The 17,186-nt window shown below is 64.4% G+C and carries 9 protein-coding genes and 1 tRNA gene; all 10 read left to right on the top strand.

Annotated elements, in window-relative coordinates; translation table 11 throughout:
* The first annotated feature begins 69 nt into the window (after positions 1–69).
* The 10 genes from AC13EK_RS08560 (at position 70) to AC13EK_RS08515 (ending at position 16,995) form a co-directional block, all read left to right on the top strand.
* Positions 70–1,374 (top strand): MFS transporter, encoded by a 1,305-nt coding sequence (locus AC13EK_RS08560; protein ID WP_004208467.1) that lies wholly within the window; start codon positions 70–72, stop codon positions 1,372–1,374.
* Positions 1,371–2,288 (top strand): cysteine synthase A, encoded by a 918-nt coding sequence (cysK, locus tag AC13EK_RS08555; protein ID WP_010338110.1) that lies wholly within the window; start codon positions 1,371–1,373, stop codon positions 2,286–2,288. The genes AC13EK_RS08560 and cysK overlap by 4 nt, the downstream gene beginning before the upstream one ends.
* A gap of 19 nt (positions 2,289–2,307) precedes the next feature.
* Positions 2,308–3,693 carry a cell wall hydrolase gene (locus AC13EK_RS08550; protein ID WP_483022160.1) on the top strand — a complete coding sequence of 462 codons (1,386 nt, stop codon included), beginning with the start codon at positions 2,308–2,310 and terminating at the stop codon, positions 3,691–3,693.
* 72 nt (positions 3,694–3,765) lie between these two features.
* Complete coding sequence (locus AC13EK_RS08545) at positions 3,766–5,109, top strand: aminotransferase class V-fold PLP-dependent enzyme (RefSeq protein WP_069336322.1); 1,344 nt, start codon at positions 3,766–3,768, stop codon at positions 5,107–5,109.
* Between the two features lie 306 nt (positions 5,110–5,415).
* On the top strand, positions 5,416–9,573 hold the full coding sequence (rpoB, locus tag AC13EK_RS08540) for a DNA-directed RNA polymerase subunit beta (protein WP_037508426.1): 4,158 nt from the start codon (positions 5,416–5,418) through the stop codon (positions 9,571–9,573).
* A 79-nt stretch (positions 9,574–9,652) separates the two neighbouring features.
* Complete coding sequence (gene rpoC / locus AC13EK_RS08535) at positions 9,653–13,909, top strand: DNA-directed RNA polymerase subunit beta' (RefSeq protein WP_004208472.1); 4,257 nt, start codon at positions 9,653–9,655, stop codon at positions 13,907–13,909.
* Between the two features lie 243 nt (positions 13,910–14,152).
* Positions 14,153–14,226 (top strand) — tRNA-Gln (locus AC13EK_RS08530).
* An 89-nt stretch (positions 14,227–14,315) separates the two neighbouring features.
* Positions 14,316–14,927: a TetR/AcrR family transcriptional regulator gene (locus AC13EK_RS08525; RefSeq protein ID WP_026109006.1), complete on the top strand. Its 612-nt coding sequence runs from the start codon at positions 14,316–14,318 to the stop codon at positions 14,925–14,927.
* A gap of 388 nt (positions 14,928–15,315) precedes the next feature.
* The gene (locus tag AC13EK_RS08520; protein WP_026109005.1) at positions 15,316–15,729 is read left to right on the top strand and encodes a hypothetical protein; all 414 of its coding nucleotides are present in this window, start codon (positions 15,316–15,318) and stop codon (positions 15,727–15,729) included.
* A 3-nt stretch (positions 15,730–15,732) separates the two neighbouring features.
* The gene (locus AC13EK_RS08515; protein WP_069337943.1) at positions 15,733–16,995 is read left to right on the top strand and encodes an efflux RND transporter periplasmic adaptor subunit; all 1,263 of its coding nucleotides are present in this window, start codon (positions 15,733–15,735) and stop codon (positions 16,993–16,995) included.
* Positions 16,996–17,186: the final 191 nt, after the last annotated feature.

The following is a 17,186-nucleotide window of genomic DNA, read 5'->3' as shown; positions in this document are numbered from 1 at the left end:
ATGGAAAGGGGCCGGTCGATTATGTCCGGCCCGTTGCTATCCGCCACGGGATAAGGCTAGAGCGCGGCCATGTCTTCCTCGGCTGCTGCACCCCACCCGCTCCATTTCGGCAATTTCCGCGCCTATCTGGTCGGCCGTTTCTGCGCCACGCTGGCGCAGTACAGCATGATGATCCTGCTTGCCTGGCAGGCCTATAATGTCGCGCGGGAGACGATGAGCACGGGCGAGGCATCGGCGCAGCTTGGCCTCATCGGCCTGGCGCAGTTTCTGCCGCTCTTCTTCCTGACGCCGGTGACTGGCTGGGTGGCCGATCATTTCGACCGGCGGATCATCACCCGGCTGACGCTGGCGCTGCTGATGCTTGCCGCAGCCGTGCTGGCCTTCGCCACCTATGAGGGCTGGGTCAGCCTGCCGCTGATCTTTGGCATCGCGGTCATCGTCGGCATTGCCCGCGCCTTCAACGGCCCGGCCTATGGGGCATTGGCACCCAATCTGGTGCCGCCCGCCGTGCTGCCGACCGCCATCGCCCTGTCGTCGGTCGCCTGGCAGACCGGCGACATCCTCGGCAAGGCGGTGGGCGGCTATGCCTATGCGATCGAGCCCTGGGCCGCCTATGCGCTGTCGGCGGCCTTGTTCGGCGTCGGCCTGATATCAATGATGATGATCGGGCCCGTGCCCCAGCCGCCGCGCCAGCAGGGCCGCCACCCCATCCGCCAGATGATCGACGGCTTCACCTATCTCAAGAGCAATCGGCTGGTGCTGGCGACGATCACGCTGGACCTGTTCGCGGTATTGCTGGCCGGTGCGACCGCGCTGCTGCCCGTCTATGCCCGCGACATCCTGCATGTCGGGTCGACCGGCTATGGCCATCTGGCGATTGCGCCGGGGATCGGCGCGGCGCTGACAGCGCTCTGGTTCTCCTTCCGCCCGATGAAGACGCAGGTCGGCCTCAAGATGCTGGCGGCGGTCATCCTGTTCGGCCTGGCCACGATCGCCTTCGGCTGCACCGCCTTCCTGCCGCGCGACATCGCGGTGGAGGCCGGCATCGCCGCGCTGATCGTGCTGGGCGGCGCCGACATGGTGTCGGTGTTCGTGCGCCAGTCGCTGGTGCAATTACACACGCCCGATGCGATGCGCGGTCGCGTCTCCAGCCTGTCGCAACTTACCATTTCCGCCTCCAATGAACTGGGCGAAGCGGAATCGGGCTTCCTTGCGGCGCTCGTTGGGCCTATCGCTGCGGTCATCGGGGGTGGCGTGGGCGCCATTCTCGTCACGATATTCTGGGCGCGACTCTTTCCCGAACTGCGCCTTGCACGCACTTTCGACCCACCCGACTTAAGGGAGGCGGACATCAGCCAGGAGACGGCCCAATGAAAGCTGCCACTATTCTCGATACCATCGGCAATACCCCCCATGTCCGGGTCAACCGGCTGTTCGGGGACGCTGAAGTGTGGATCAAGTCGGAACGGTCGAACCCCGGCGGGTCGATCAAGGACCGCATCGCGCTGGCCATGATCGAGGCGGCCGAAGCATCGGGCGACCTGAAGCCGGGCGGCACGATCATCGAGCCGACGTCGGGCAATACCGGCGTGGGTCTGGCCATGGTGGCCGCGGTCAAGGGTTACAAGCTGATCCTGGTCATGCCCGAAAGCATGTCGATCGAACGCCGCCGGCTGATGCTGGCCTATGGTGCCAGTTTCGACCTGACCCCGCGCGAAAAGGGCATGAAGGGCGCGATCGAACGGGCGCTGGAACTGGTGTCGCAGACGCCCGATAGCTGGATGCCGCAGCAGTTCGAGAATCCCGCCAATATCGACGTGCATGTCCGCACCACCGCGCAGGAAATCATCGCCGATTTCGCGGATGCGCCGATCGACGTGCTGATCAGCGGCGTGGGCACGGGCGGCCATATCACCGGCACCGCCGAGGTGCTGAAGAAGCAGTGGCCGAACCTTAAGGTCTATGCGGTCGAACCGACCCTGTCGCCGGTCATCAGCGGCGGCCAGCCCGGCCCGCACCCGATCCAGGGCATTGGCGCCGGTTTCATCCCGGCGAACCTGCACACCCAGATATTGGACGGCGTGATCCAGGTCGATCCGGCCGATGCGAAGGACTATGCCCGTCGCGCCGCCAGCCAGGAAGGCATGTTGGTCGGCATCTCGTCGGGCGCCACGCTCGCCGCGATCGCGCAGAAGCTGAAGGAACTGCCCGCAGGCAGCCGCGTTCTGGGCTTCAATTATGACACCGGCGAACGCTATCTCTCGGTGCCCGACTTCCTGCCCGAATAAACGGCGCAAAGCCTAGGGCATGACCGGCGGCACTTTCCCTGACCGGCCACATCGCGCGATGTGGCTGATATGGCTGTTGCTGTTCGTCGGTCTGCCCATGGCGGTGGCCGGCTTGGAAAGCCGGCCGCGCGCTGGCGATGAGGTGGCGCAGGGCCGCCGGCTGGCGGCTGTTGCAGCCGCCCGCCAGCGCCGACCGGCAACGCCGCCGCCCGCCGTCGAACCCGTCGCGATTTTCGCGCTCGGCCCCGAACAGGCCCGCGACCTCAACGCCCAGATCCCCTTTTCCCGCGATCCCAATCCGTCGGCCCGGCCGTTCCTGTTCCGTGGATCGGAAACCGACCTTGCCCGCGCCACGGACTGCCTGGCGGCGGCCCAGCTTTACGAAGCGGGCGACGATGCTGTCGGCGAGCAGGCGGTGGCACAGGTCGTGCTCAACCGCGTGCGCCACCCGGCCTTCCCCAAGACTGTCTGCGGCGTGGTGTTCCAGGGGCAGGAACGGACCACCGGCTGCCAGTTCACCTTCACCTGCGACGGCGCACTGGCCCGCACGCCATCCACCAGCGCCTGGGCGCGGGCGCGGGAGATTGCGCGTGGCGCGCTGGCCGGCAAGGTGTTCAAGGCGGTCGGCTATGCCACCCATTATCATACCGACTGGGTCGTGCCCTATTGGAGCGGCAGCCTGGACAAGATCACCGCGGTCGGCACGCATCTGTTCTTCCGCTGGCGCGGCTGGTGGGGCACGCCGCCTGCCTTCCGCCTAGGTGAAGCCGGTGGCGAGCCGCTGATCGCCCGCATCGCTCGCCTGTCCGCCGCGCATCAGGGCCTGCCGGGCAGCGGCCTGCCGGGCATGCCGCCGGTGCTGGCGACCGAAGCCGCCGCCGCGCTGGCCGCCAGGCCGGAACGCGCCATCGGATCGGACTCGCTGGGCAAGACGATCGGCGGGGTCCGGCTGATCGCGATCGCACCGGGCGGGCGCAGCTTCCTGGTCGAACTCAATCGCAACAGCCCGCCGGAAAGCTGGCCCGCGCTGGCCGAGACCTTTTGTGCCGGCCGGCCCGAATGCCGGATCATGGGGTGGCGCGGCGGCGCCGTCCCGACCGGCCTTCCGCTCAACGACGCCCAGCTTGAGGCGATGAGCTTCGCCTATATCCATTATGTCGGCAACGGATTGCAGCGCGCACTGTGGAACTGCAGCCAGTTCCCCCGCCCGACCAAGGCCGAATGCATGCGCCAGCGCGTGCCGACCGCGACGCCAGCGCCGCCGCCAGCCGCCGTCACCCTGCCTTCGCTGGACGGGGTGCGGCGCAAGGAGCGGTTCGAGACGGTCAAGATTGCCCCGACCCAGCCCACCGCGCCACCGATCGTGACACCGAAGGTGACACCCGCAACGCCATCCGGCTCCTGATGCGGACGGCGCTGGCGGATTTCGTGCGCCATTACGTTATGGTATAAAATCACGATATTCTTCGGGGGCAAGATGGTTACGCGGCGGGGCTTTATCGGACGGGCGGGCGGCGCGCTGGGTGTCACTTTCGGTGTCGGCCTGGGGCTGGATGGCGCGATTGCGGCCACGACCGGACCGTCGGATGGCTGGCCCGACGAGGCGCCTTTCCGCTTCACCGGCGACATGGCGGATTTCGAGGCGGGACAGCGCGCACTGCTGCCCCTCTATGACGTGGAGCGGGATTTCGCGACCTTCGACGCGGCCTATTATGGGGCGATGACCCGGCCGGTCGCGGCCAGCTATCACGCCTATTCGCAATGGGTGAACCGCAACAATTCGCTGTTCCTGCGCAATGCCGCGCCTGGCCATCCGCGCGATACGGAGCTGGACCGGTCGCGCGCGGCCGTGGCCAAGCTGCTCGGCGCGCAGACCGATGAGATCGCGCTATCGGGCGGCGGCACCGAGGCGCTCTATGCGCTGATCGCCAATTATGCGCTGCTCAAGGCCGGCGACGCCGTAATCTATGCCGATGTCGACTATGACGAGATGCAATATGCCTGTGACTATCTGGAGCAGAGCCGGGGCGCCCGCATCGTCCGCTTCAGCCTGCCCGAGCCGCATACGGAAGCGAATATCCTGGCCGCCTATGACAGGATATTGAAGGAAACGCCGCGCGCAAAGCTGCTGCTGCTTACCCATTTGTCCAATCGCAACGGGCTGGTGCCGCCGGTCAAGGCGATCGTCGCCATGGCCAAGGCGCGGGGCGTCGACGTGATCCTGGACAGCGCCCAGGCGGTCGGCCACCTGCCCTTCACGGTCGAGGACACTGGCGCCGACTTCATCGGCTTCTCGCTGCACAAATGGCTGGCCGCGCCGCTCGGTACCGGCGGCATCTATATCCGCAAGGACCGGCTGCAGGACATCTCCCCCTGGCTCGGCAACCGCATCCATGGGCCGGAGGATATTCGCGCGCGCATCCCGACCGGCACAGTCGACTTCGCCGCCCGCCTGACCATCCCGCGCGCCATCGCGGTGCAGGATGCGATCGGACTAGAGGCGAAATATCGCCATCTCGTCCGACTACGCGACTATTGGGTCGAGCGGGTTCGCGACATCGCCGGATTGGAGATATTGGTGCCGCAGGAGACCGGCCGCTTCGGCGCCGTCACCGGTTTCCGCCTGCCCGGCATGAAAGGCCCGGATGGCGCCAAACAGGCGGCCAAGCTGTTCCTCGACAAATATCGCCTGCTGGTGGTGGCCAAGGCCGGACTCGCATCCGGGCCCGTGCTGCGCGTGACGCCTGCCCTGTTCAACAGCAGCGCCGAGCTGGACCGGCTGGTCGCCGCGATCAGGGCGGAGCGGCATCTCTTCACCTGACCCCCTTCACAAAGCCGCCCCCTTTTCCTATATGGGCGGTTCGAAATCGGTCCGTTCCTGTCCTCCCCGGATGGGATGGTCCGTCCCCCTCATCGCTCGGGGTCCGGTTCGCATGGCGCACGAAACCGGCGGAATTGGGCGAGTTTGGCGGGCAACAAGACGCTGACAGTGCGGATCGGACAGTCCCGGCCCGCACTTTTTTGCGTGGAATATGGGGTGCGAATCACCCCGGATTCCAGAGCATCCGGACTGAATTTCCGTTGCAATGCGGAAAAACACGACGAACAGACGACAGGCAGGAACCGCATGGCGACCAAGGCTCTCCCAACGATCAACACCGGCGCTAAGAAGCGCATCCGCAAGGTGTTCGGCGACATCCACGAAGTGGTGCAGATGCCGAACCTGATCGAAGTTCAAAGGGAGAGCTACGAACAGTTCCTCCGTTCCAACCCCGCGATCGGCTATGTGTCGGGCCTGGAAAAGACCCTGCGCAGCGTCTTCCCGATCCGCGACTTCGCCGGCACCGCCGAAATGGACTTCGTCCATTATGAGCTGGAAGACCCGAAGTTCGACGTCGAGGAATGCCGCCAGCGTGGCATCACCTATGCCGCGCCGATGCGCGTTACCCTGCGCCTGATCGTGTTCGAAGTGGATGCCGACACCGAAACCCGTTCGGTCCTCGATATCAAGGAGCAGGACGTGTACATGGGCGACATGCCGCTCATGACGCAGAACGGCACCTTCATCGTCAACGGCACCGAGCGCGTCATCGTGTCGCAGATGCACCGTTCGCCGGGCGTCCTGTTCGACCATGACCGTGGCAAGACCCACTCGTCGGGCAAATATCTGTTCGCTGCCCGCGTCATTCCGTACCGTGGCTCGTGGCTCGACTTCGAGTTCGACGCCAAGGACATCGTCAACGTGCGTATCGACCGCAAGCGCAAGCTGCCGGTCACCGCGCTGCTGTACGCGCTCGGCCTCACCGCCGAGGAAATCCTGGGCCAGTTCTACAACAAGGTGACCTTCGTCCGTGGCGAAGGCGGCTGGCAGATCCCCTACACCGCCGAAGCCTGGCGCGGCCTGAAGCCCGCGTTCGACATCGTCGACGCCAAGTCGGGTGAAGTCGTGTTCGCCGCCGGCCACAAGATCAGCCCGCGCGCTGCCAACAAGGCGGAAAAGGATGGCCTGGCCACCCTGCTGATCCCGACCGAGGAAGTCTATGGCCGCTACAGCGCCTATGACCTGATCAACGAGAAGACCGGCGAGATCTACATCGAGGCCGGCGACGAAGTGTCGCCTGAAAATCTCGAAAAGCTGGACAAGGCGGGCATCGACCGCCTGGAACTGCTGGACATCGACCATGTCACCACCGGTCCCTGGATCCGCAATACGCTGAAGGCCGACAAGGCCGAAGAACGCGACCAGGCCCTGAGCGACATCTATCGCGTCATGCGCCCCGGCGAGCCGCCGACGAAGGAAACCGCCGAAGCGCTGTTCGCCGGCCTGTTCTTCGATCCGGAACGCTATGACCTGTCCGCGGTCGGTCGCGTCAAGATGAACATGCGCCTCGACCTGGATGCCGAGGACACCGTCACCACCCTGCGCGTCGAGGACATCCTGGCGGTCGTCAAGGAACTGGTGAACCTGAAGGACGGCAAGGGCGAGATCGACGATATCGACAATCTCGGCAACCGTCGCGTCCGCTCGGTCGGTGAGCTGCTGGAAAACCAGTATCGCGTCGGCCTGCTGCGCATGGAACGTGCGGTCAAGGAACGCATGAGCTCGGTCGACGTGTCGACCGTGATGCCGAACGACCTGATCAACGCGAAGCCCGCCGTGGCCGCGGTGCGTGAATTCTTCGGCAGCTCGCAGCTGTCGCAGTTCATGGACCAGACCAACCCGCTGTCGGAAGTCACCCACAAGCGCCGCGTGTCGGCCCTTGGGCCGGGTGGTCTGACCCGTGAGCGCGCCGGCTTCGAAGTCCGCGACGTTCACCCGACCCATTATGGCCGTATCTGCCCGATTGAAACGCCCGAAGGCCCGAACATCGGTCTGATCAACTCGCTGGCCACCTTCAGCCGCGTGAACAAGTACGGCTTCATCGAAACGCCGTATCGCAAGGTGATCGACGGCAAGGTGACCAACGACGTCGTCTATCTTTCGGCGATGGAAGAGGCCAAGCACACGATCGCGCAGGCCAACGCCGAAACCAATGCCGACGGCACGCTGGCGGAAGACCTGATCTCCGCCCGTGAAGCCGGCGAATTCCTGATGGCGCCGCGCGACAACATCACCCTGATGGACGTCAGCCCCAAGCAGCTGGTGTCGGTCGCGGCCTCGCTCATTCCGTTCCTGGAAAATGACGACGCCAACCGCGCCCTCATGGGATCGAACATGCAGCGTCAGGCGGTGCCGCTGGTCCGCGCCGAGGCGCCGTTCGTCGGTACCGGCATGGAAGGCACCGTGGCCCGTGACTCGGGCGCGGCGATCGCTGCCAAGCGCGCCGGCATCATCGACCAGGTCGACGCGACCCGTATCGTGATCCGCGCCACCGGCGATGTCGAACCCGGCCAGTCGGGCGTCGACATCTACACGCTGCAGAAGTTCCAGCGCTCCAACCAGGACACCTGCATCAACCAGCGTCCGCTGGTGAAGGTGGGCGAACTGGTGCAGGCCGGCGACGTCATCGCCGACGGCCCGTCGACCGAGTTCGGCGAGCTGGCGCTGGGCCGCAACGTGCTTGTCGCGTTCATGCCCTGGAACGGCTACAACTACGAAGACTCCATCCTGATCTCCGAGCGGATCGTGAAGGATGACGTCTTCACCTCGATCCATATCGAGGAGTTCGAGGTCATGGCCCGCGACACCAAGCTGGGTCCAGAAGACATCACCCGCGACATTCCGAATGTCGGTGAAGAAGCGCTGCGCAACCTCGACGAGGCTGGCATCGTGTACATCGGCGCCGAAGTGGAGCCGGGCGACATCCTGGTCGGCAAGATCACCCCCAAGGGTGAATCGCCGATGACCCCGGAAGAAAAGCTGCTCCGCGCGATCTTCGGTGAGAAGGCAAGCGACGTGCGCGACACCTCGCTGCGTCTGCCGCCGGGCGTTGCCGGCACCGTCGTCGAAGTCCGCGTCTTCAACCGTCACGGCATCGACAAGGACGAACGCGCCATGGCGATCGAGCGGGAGGAAATCGACCGTCTCGCCAAGGACCGTGAAGACGAACGCGGCATCCTCAACCGTGCGACCTTCAACCGTCTGCAGGAAATGCTGATCGGCCAGACCGCCACCGCCGCCCCCAAGGGCGTCAAGAAGGGCGTTGTGATCGACGAGGCTCTGCTGGGCGAAGTCGAGCGTCACGAATGGTGGAAGTTCGCGGTCGAGGACGATGTCCGTCAGACCGGCATCGAAGCCGTCAAGGCGCAGTATGACGAAGCGGTGAAGCTGATCGTCGAGAAGTTCGAGGATCGCGTCGACAAGCTGCAGCGCGGCGACGAACTGCCGCCGGGCGTGCTGAAGATGGTCAAGGTGTTCGTCGCGGTGAAGCGCAAGCTGCAGCCGGGCGACAAGATGGCCGGCCGTCACGGTAACAAGGGTATCATCAGCCGCATCCTGCCGGCCGAAGACATGCCCTTCCTGGAAGACGGCACCCCCGTCGACTTCGTGCTGAACCCGCTGGGCGTGCCGTCGCGCATGAACGTCGGTCAGATCTTCGAAACCCATCTGGGCTGGGCCGCACGCGGCCTGGGCGCCCAGATCGGCCAAGCTCTGGACGCATGGCGTGACGCCAATCCGAACCCCGAGGCGGGCCAGCCCCCCGAGGCGGTGAAGGAACTGCTCAAGACGATCTATGGCGACAATTATGTCGCCGAAATCGAGGCGCGCAGCCCCGAGCAGATCGTCGAGCTGGCGCAGAATGTCCGTGCAGGCGTGCCGATGGCGACGCCGGTGTTCGACGGTGCCGTCGAATCCGACGTGTCGGCGATGCTGAAGCTGGCGGGCCTGGACGAATCCGGCCAGGTTTCGCTGTTCGATGGCCGTACCGGCGACGTGTTCGACCGCAAGGTGACCGTTGGCTACAAGTATGTCCTGAAGCTGCATCACCTTGTCGACGACAAGATCCACGCACGTTCCATCGGCCCCTATTCGCTCGTCACCCAGCAGCCGCTGGGCGGTAAGGCGCAGTTCGGTGGCCAGCGCTTCGGTGAAATGGAAGTGTGGGCGCTCCAGGCCTATGGCGCCGCCTACACGCTGCAGGAAATGCTGACGGTGAAGTCGGACGACGTGGTCGGCCGCACCAAGGTCTATGAGGCGATCGTCAAGGGCGACGACACGTTCGAGGCCGGCATTCCCGAAAGCTTCAACGTGCTGGTCAAGGAAATGCGTTCGCTGGGCCTCAACGTCGAACTCGCCGCGATGGACGAGATTGACGACGACGGCATGGCGGCTGCGGCGGAATAAGGGATGCGCGGGCGCTGCTCCAGCAGCGCCCCCTCCCCTGCTTCGCCCGAAAATTACACCCTCTAGAGGGACTTGAGATATGAACGAACTGACGAACTTCGCCAATCCGATCCAGAAGCCGGAAACCTTCGACCAGATCCAGATTGGCCTGGCCTCCCCGGAGCGCATCCGCAGCTGGTCCTTCGGCGAAATCAAGAAGCCGGAAACCATCAACTATCGCACGTTCAAGCCCGAGCGTGACGGCCTGTTCTGCGCCCGCATCTTTGGTCCGATCAAGGACTATGAGTGCCTGTGCGGCAAGTACAAGCGCATGAAGTACAAGGGCATCGTCTGCGAAAAGTGCGGCGTGGAAGTGACCGTGTCGAAGGTCCGCCGCGAGCGCATGGGCCATATCGAACTGGCCGCGCCGGTTGCCCATATCTGGTTCCTGAAGTCGCTGCCCTCGCGCATCGGCCTGCTGCTCGACATGCAGCTCAAGCAGCTTGAGCGCGTCCTCTATTTCGAAAGCTATATCGTCACCGAGCCGGGCCTGACCCCGCTGGAGAAATATCAGCTGCTGACCGAGGACGAACTGCTCGACGCGCAGGACGAATATGGCGAGGACGCCTTCTCGGCCGGCATCGGCGCCGAAGCCGTCAAGCAGATGCTGATGGATCTCGACCTGGAAGGCGAGAAGCAGGCGCTGCTGGACGAACTGGCCGTCACCAAGTCGGAACTGAAGCCCAAGAAGATCATCAAGCGGCTGAAGGTCGTCGAGAGCTTCCTGGAATCGGGCAACCGCCCCGAATGGATGATCCTGGACGTCGTGCCGGTCATCCCGCCGGAACTGCGCCCGCTGGTGCCGCTGGACGGTGGCCGCTTCGCGACCTCGGATCTCAACGATCTGTATCGCCGCGTCATCAACCGCAACAACCGCCTGAAGCGCCTGATGGAGCTGCGTGCGCCGGACATCATCGTCCGCAACGAAAAGCGCATGCTGCAGGAAGCCGTCGACGCCCTGTTCGATAACGGCCGTCGCGGTCGTGTCATCACCGGTGCCAACAAGCGTCCGCTCAAGTCGCTGTCCGACATGCTCAAGGGCAAGCAGGGCCGCTTCCGTCAGAACCTGCTCGGCAAGCGCGTCGACTATTCGGGCCGTTCGGTCATCGTGACCGGTCCGGAACTCAAGCTGCATCAGTGCGGCCTGCCCAAGAAGATGGCGCTCGAACTGTTCAAGCCCTTCATCTACGCGCGCCTCGACGCCAAGGGTCTGTCCATGACCCTGAAGCAGGCCAAGAAGTGGGTCGAAAAGGAGCGCAAGGAAGTCTGGGACATCCTCGACGAAGTCATTCGCGAGCACCCGGTCATGCTGAACCGCGCGCCGACGCTCCACCGTCTGGGCATCCAGGCGTTCGAGCCCGTGCTGATCGAAGGCAAGGCGATCCAGCTGCACCCGCTCGTCTGCTCGGCCTTCAACGCCGACTTCGACGGTGACCAGATGGCCGTCCACGTGCCGCTCTCGCTGGAAGCCCAGCTGGAAGCGCGCGTGCTGATGATGTCGACCAACAACATCCTCTCGCCCGCCAACGGCAAGCCGATCATCGTTCCCTCGCAGGACATGGTCCTGGGTATCTATTACCTGTCGATGGAACGCGAAGGCGAGCCGGGCGAAGGCATGCTGCTGTCCGACATGCAGGAGGTCCATCAGGCCCTCTATGCCAAGGCGGTCACCCTGCACTCGAAGATCATCAGCCGCGTGCCGCAGACCGACGAAAATGGTCAGCAGTATATGAAGCGCTTCGAGACCACGCCGGGTCGCATGCTGCTGGGCGAATGCCTGCCCAAGTCGCACAAGGTGCCCTTCGACGTCGTCAACCGCCTTCTGACCAAGAAGGAAATCGGTGACGTCATCGATCAGGTCTATCGTCACACCGGCCAGAAGGACACGGTGCTGTTCGCCGACGCCATCATGTCGCTGGGCTTCCGCCACGCGTTCCAGGCCGGCATCAGCTTCGGCAAGGACGACATGGTCATCCCCGACAGCAAGGTGACGATGGTCGACGAGACCAAGGCACTGGTGGCGGATTACGAGCAGCAGTATCAGGACGGTCTGATCACGCAGCAGGAAAAGTACAACAAGGTGATCGACGCCTGGAGCCGTTGCGGCGACCAGGTCGCGAACGCCATGATGGACGAGATCCGTGCCCAGCCCAAGGATCCCAAGACCGGCCGTCTGGCGCCGATCAACTCGATCTACATGATGGCGCACTCGGGTGCCCGTGGTTCGCAGGCCCAGATGAAGCAGCTGGCCGGCATGCGCGGCCTGATGGCCAAGCCGTCGGGCGAGATCATCGAAACGCCGATCATTTCGAACTTCAAGGAAGGTCTGACCGTTCTCGAGTACTTCAACTCGACCCACGGTGCCCGTAAGGGTCTGGCCGACACCGCGCTCAAGACCGCGAACTCGGGTTACCTGACCCGCCGTCTGGTCGACGTGTCGCAGGACTGCACCATCGTCGAGGATGATTGCGGCACCGAAAAGGCGCTGGAGATGAAGGCCATCGTACAGGGTGGTTCGGTCATCGCCTCGCTGGGCGAACGCATTCTGGGCCGTACCACGGCGCAGGATATCGTCGACAGCAAGGATGGCACCGTCATCATCCCGATCGGCACCCTGCTGGACGAAGCCATGATCACCCAGATCGAGGCGATCGGCACGCAGGCCGTGAAGATCCGCAGCCCGCTGATCTGCGAAAGCCGCATGGGCGTGTGCGGCAAGTGCTACGGCCGTGATCTCGCCCGTGGTACGCCGGTGAACATCGGTGAAGCGGTCGGCGTCATCGCGGCACAGTCGATCGGTGAACCGGGCACGCAGCTGACCATGCGTACCTTCCACATCGGCGGCGCGGCGAACTTCAACGAAACGTCGAACCTGGAAGCCCTGTCGGACGGCACGATCGAGCTGCGCGACATGCCGACCATCACCGACAAGAATGGCCGTCGCCTGTCGCTGGCCCGTAACGGCGAAGTCGCGATCATCGACAGCGAAGGCCGCGAACGCGAAACGCACCGCCTGCCTTATGGTGCCACCATCCTGTTCGCAGATGGCGATGCCGTGAAGAAGGGCGATCGCTTCGCCGAGTGGGATCCGTTCACCATGCCGGTGATCACGGAAAAGCCGGGTATCGTTAAGTATGTCGACCTGATCGACAACAAGACGCTGACTGAACAGACCGACGAAGCCACCGGCATCGCACAGCGCGTCGTCATCGAACATCGTGGTGCCGCCCGGACGAAGGAAGATCTGCGTCCGCGCCTGACCCTGATGGACGACAATAGCGGTGAAGCCGCCCGCTACATGCTGGCGGTCGGTGCGACCCTGTCGGTCGACGATGGTGCGGAGGTTCAGGCCGGTGACGTGCTGGCGCGTGTCAGCCGTGAAGCGGCCAAGACCCGCGACATCACCGGTGGTCTGCCGCGCGTTGCCGAGCTGTTCGAAGCCCGCAAGCCCAAGGACAATGCGATCATTGCCAAGGTCTCGGGCCGCGTGCAGTTCCTCAAGGATTACAAGGCGAAGCGCAAGATCGCCATCAATCCCGAGGATGGCGGCGAGCCGGTCGAATATCTGATCCCCAAGAGCAAGGTGATCGACGTTCAGGAAGGCGACTACGTGAAGCGTGGCGACAACCTGATCGGTGGTTCGCCCGATCCGCACGACATTCTGGAAGTGCTCGGCATCGAGCCGCTGGCCGAATATCTGGTCGCCGAAATCCAGGAAGTCTATCGCTTGCAGGGCGTGAAGATCAACGACAAGCACATCGAAACGATCGTTCGTCAGATGCTGCAGAAGGTCGAGATCATCGAGTCCGGCGACACCACGCTGCTGGTGGGCGAGCAGGTCGACCGCGAGGAAATGGACGAGATCAACAGCAAGCTGCAGCCGGGCTTCGCCCCTGCTGCCGGCAAGCCGGTGCTGCTCGGCATCACCAAGGCCTCGCTGCAGACCCGTTCGTTCATCTCGGCGGCATCCTTCCAGGAAACCACCCGCGTCCTCACGGAAGCGGCGGTCCAGGGCAAGAAGGACACGCTGGTTGGCCTGAAGGAAAACGTCATCGTCGGCCGCCTCATTCCGGCGGGCACCGGTGCCGGCATGAACCGCCTGCGCGTTGCCGCCTCGTCGCGTGACGCGGCGATGCGGGCCGCGCTGCGCGCTTCGGCCCAGGTCGACCTGATCGCGCCGAAGAGCGCGGCCGAGGAACATGCCGCCGAACTGGCCCAGGGTCCGGAAGCCGCGATCGGCGACGATCCGCTGGGTGCCGTGCAGGGTGATGATTTCACCACGCAGGACATGGACTGACTTTGAAAAGGCGGGAGCCGCTTCCTACATCGGAAGCGGCTCCCAGCCCGGTTTTGAGAGAGACCGACATATTGCCCGCCGGATCAGAGATGATCCGGCGGGCTTTTCTTTGTCCGGTAAAGGAAGGCGGTCGGCAATCGGGAGGATCGACAAAAAACTACGGAAAGGCTGCACAAAGCGCTTGACCGACTCTGAATCCCCGCCTATCTGCGGCCTCCCAAGCGGGGCAAGCCCTGCTGATGATGCCCGATCCTCTAATGGTAAGAGAGCGGACTCTGACTCCGTCAATCAAGGTTCGAATCCTTGTCGGGCATCCAAATCCTCCCCCATCAGATCAAAACTGACCAGTGATGATGTCGCGCACCCTATGGACGTAGGCGGCCATCATCCCTATATACCGGTCGGTATGGAAATCACGGCAACACAGAGTGGCAGGGGCCGCCCGCGGGAGTTCGATCCCGAGGAAGCCTTGGCGGCTGCGCTTCAGGTCTTCTGGCGGCGCGGCTATGAAGGCGCATCGCTGGCGGAACTGACCGAAGCGATGGGCATCACCAAGCCCAGCCTCTATGCCTGTTTCGGCAACAAGGAAGCGTTGTTCCGCAAGGCGCTCGACCTCTATGAGCGCGACAAGCTCTGCTATGTGAAGTCGTCGCTGGAGGCACCGACCGCCAAGGCCGTGGCCGAGCGCATGCTGCGCGGATCACTGGCGATCCAGACCGGCAACAAAGATCCCCAGGGGTGCATGGGTGTCATCAGTTCGGTAGGCGGCACCGCCCATTCCGAATGTATCCGCGATGAGGTATTGGCCCGCCGCGCCTCGTCCGACCGCGCCCTGCTCGACCGGTTCGAACGCGCCCAGGCAGAGGGCGACCTGCCCGCCGGAGTCGAGCCGCAGGCCCTCGCCTGTTACCTCTCGACCGTGATCCAGGGCATGGCCGTGCAGGCCGGTGCCGGTGTGCCGCGCGATCGGCTGGAACAGCTGATCGATACAACGCTCACCATGTGGCCGAGCAAATAGCGGAATTTATTTCGCTTTTGCAGCGATGCGGGTCTTGAAATTGCCGCACTGCAAATAAAATACCTCCCGGTACAAAAAGACGGTTGACGGGACAGCCCCCGTTAATATATACCATGCGGTACACAATGATGCTGGGTGTGTAGCCCAGGGAGGTCATCATGCAGCAATTCCACCATCGGCGCTGTCGACGATAGCGTCAACTAAAGGGGCGGTTTCCCGGTAACGGGTTCCTCCTGTTTCACCATCTTTGCGCCCTCTTCGCGACGGTTTGTGCCGTTCGCGCCGCAAGGACGCATGCCCGCATCTTCGGGCGCTTATTTCGGGACGCGATCCGCGCTTTTCCGCGCGCGGCCGTGTGCCCGCTTCAGACAGCAGGAAGGAACAGGCCATGGCTTTCCTTGATTTCGCCCAGGCACTTGCCGGTCCGCAGATGGCGGTCGGCGCCGCCCGCCCCGCCCCCGCCGTGCCCGCCATCAGTGTCGAGGCCCAGGCAACCAGCTTTTCCGCCCAGGAATGGCAGATCGTCGACCTTGCCCGCACCGACGGGTTGCGCTCGCTGCGCGGTCCCGGCCGCTTCGCTCGCCTGCGCAAGTGGATCTGGGGCGAGGAACATAGCCCCACCCTGGCCAGCGAGCGGCTGGAAGCGCTGCGTCGCCTGGCCGTCGAGGCCTGGCACAAAGGCTATGCCGTGTCGCTGTCCGCCCTCGCCGCCTTCCGTGCGGCCGGCTTTTCCACCGCGCAGCTCGAATTGCTGCTCGCCACCATCAGCGCGGGCCGCACCGCCCGCGTCCCCCGGAGCTAATCCATGAACCAGTTCACCAAGATCACAGCCGACGGCACCGCGTCGGACGTTCACGCGCCACCGGGCAACCGCTGGTCGCGCAAGCATGGCGGCATCGCCGCCGTCGCGCTCATCGCCCTGTTCGGCATCGGCTGGAAGCTGGTCGACCGCCCGTCGGCCCAGGCCGCGGCCGCCCCGCTGGCGGCGGTCGGCGTTTCCGCGCCGCTCGCCCGCAGCGTGACGCAGTGGGATGATTATGTCGGCCGCTTCGCCCCCAGCCAGACGGTCGAGATCCGCCCCCGCGTATCGGGCGCAGTGACCGCCATCCATTTCCGCGATGGCGATTTCGTCCGTCAGGGGCAATTGCTCTTCACCATCGACCAGCGCCCCTTCCAGGCCGCCTTGGCCGAGGCACGGGCCAGCGTCGCGTCGGCCCGCAGCGCGCTGTTGCTGGCCCAGAATGATTATGGTCGCGTCCAGCGGCTGACCGGCGACGAAGCCGTGTCGGCGAGCGAAGTGGACTCGCTCCGCTCGCGTCTACAGGCGGCGCAGGCCGCATTGGCTGGCGCGCAGGCGCGCGAACGCAGCCGGGCGCTGGACGTCGAGTTCACCCAGGTGCGCGCGCCGATTTCCGGCCGCGTGTCGGATCGCCGCGTCGACATCGGCAATCTGGTGTCGGGCGGCGAAGGCAGCACCGCGTCGCTGCTGACCACGGTCAACAAGCTCGACCCCATCTATTTCAACTTCGATGCGTCCGAAGCGCTCTATCTCAAGTCGCAGCGCGACAAGGAGAATGGCGGCGCGGTCGAAGTGCGGTTGCAGGATGAGGCGGACTATAACCACAAGGGCCGGCTCGACTTCACCGACAATGGGCTCGATCCCCGGTCGGGCACGATCCGCATCCGCGCCATATTTGACAATCCGGGCAATTTCCTGACCCCCGGCCTGTTCGGCAATATGCGCCTGGCCAATGGCGGCAAGGCCAATGCCCTGCTGGTTCCGGACGAGGCGATCCAGTCCGACCAGGCGCGCAAGACCGTGCTGGTGGTCGACAAGGATGACAGCGTCGCGGTGAAGCCGGTCGAGCTTGGCCCGATCGTCGACGGGCTGCGCATCATCCGCAGCGGCCTCGATCCCAAGGATCGGGTGATCGTCAGCAACCTGCAGGCGGCAATGCCGGGTGCCAAGGTTGCGGTGAAGCCGGCCCGGATCACCCCGACTCCGGCGCCGGTCACCCCGGTCGACAGCGCTGCCCCGGTCGCTGCCCAGGCCACCTTCGCCCGGTAATTACCCTCTCCTCCGTTCGGGCTGAGCGAAGTCGAAGCCTTCCACTGAGCCGCAGGCGAAGTGACTTCGCTTCGCTCAGCCGGGCCCTTCGACAAGCTCAGGGCGAACGGAATGAGAGGTCGACCTGATATTCCCTGCCCGTGATCCGGCCCGGCCGGATCGCGCGGTATCCCTTTCGCTCGTTCGCAAAG

This window comes from Sphingobium sp. L-44, assembly GCF_056859495.1.
Note: the sequence above shows the minus strand (reverse complement) of the source record. Positions and strands in the feature narration are given on the sequence as shown.

Excerpts from the sequence above, each read along its gene's own strand:
- AC13EK_RS08560 (WP_004208467.1), top strand. The coding sequence starts at position 70 with ATGTCTTCCTCGGCTGCTGCACCCCACCCGCTCCATTTCGGCAATTTC.
- cysK (WP_010338110.1), top strand. The coding sequence starts at position 1,371 with ATGAAAGCTGCCACTATTCTCGATACCATCGGCAATACCCCCCATGTC.
- AC13EK_RS08550 (WP_483022160.1), top strand. The coding sequence starts at position 2,308 with ATGACCGGCGGCACTTTCCCTGACCGGCCACATCGCGCGATGTGGCTG.
- AC13EK_RS08545 (WP_069336322.1), top strand. The coding sequence starts at position 3,766 with ATGGTTACGCGGCGGGGCTTTATCGGACGGGCGGGCGGCGCGCTGGGT.
- rpoB (WP_037508426.1), top strand. The coding sequence starts at position 5,416 with ATGGCGACCAAGGCTCTCCCAACGATCAACACCGGCGCTAAGAAGCGC.
- rpoC (WP_004208472.1), top strand. The coding sequence starts at position 9,653 with ATGAACGAACTGACGAACTTCGCCAATCCGATCCAGAAGCCGGAAACC.
- AC13EK_RS08525 (WP_026109006.1), top strand. The coding sequence starts at position 14,316 with ATGGAAATCACGGCAACACAGAGTGGCAGGGGCCGCCCGCGGGAGTTC.
- AC13EK_RS08520 (WP_026109005.1), top strand. The coding sequence starts at position 15,316 with ATGGCTTTCCTTGATTTCGCCCAGGCACTTGCCGGTCCGCAGATGGCG.
- AC13EK_RS08515 (WP_069337943.1), top strand. The coding sequence starts at position 15,733 with ATGAACCAGTTCACCAAGATCACAGCCGACGGCACCGCGTCGGACGTT.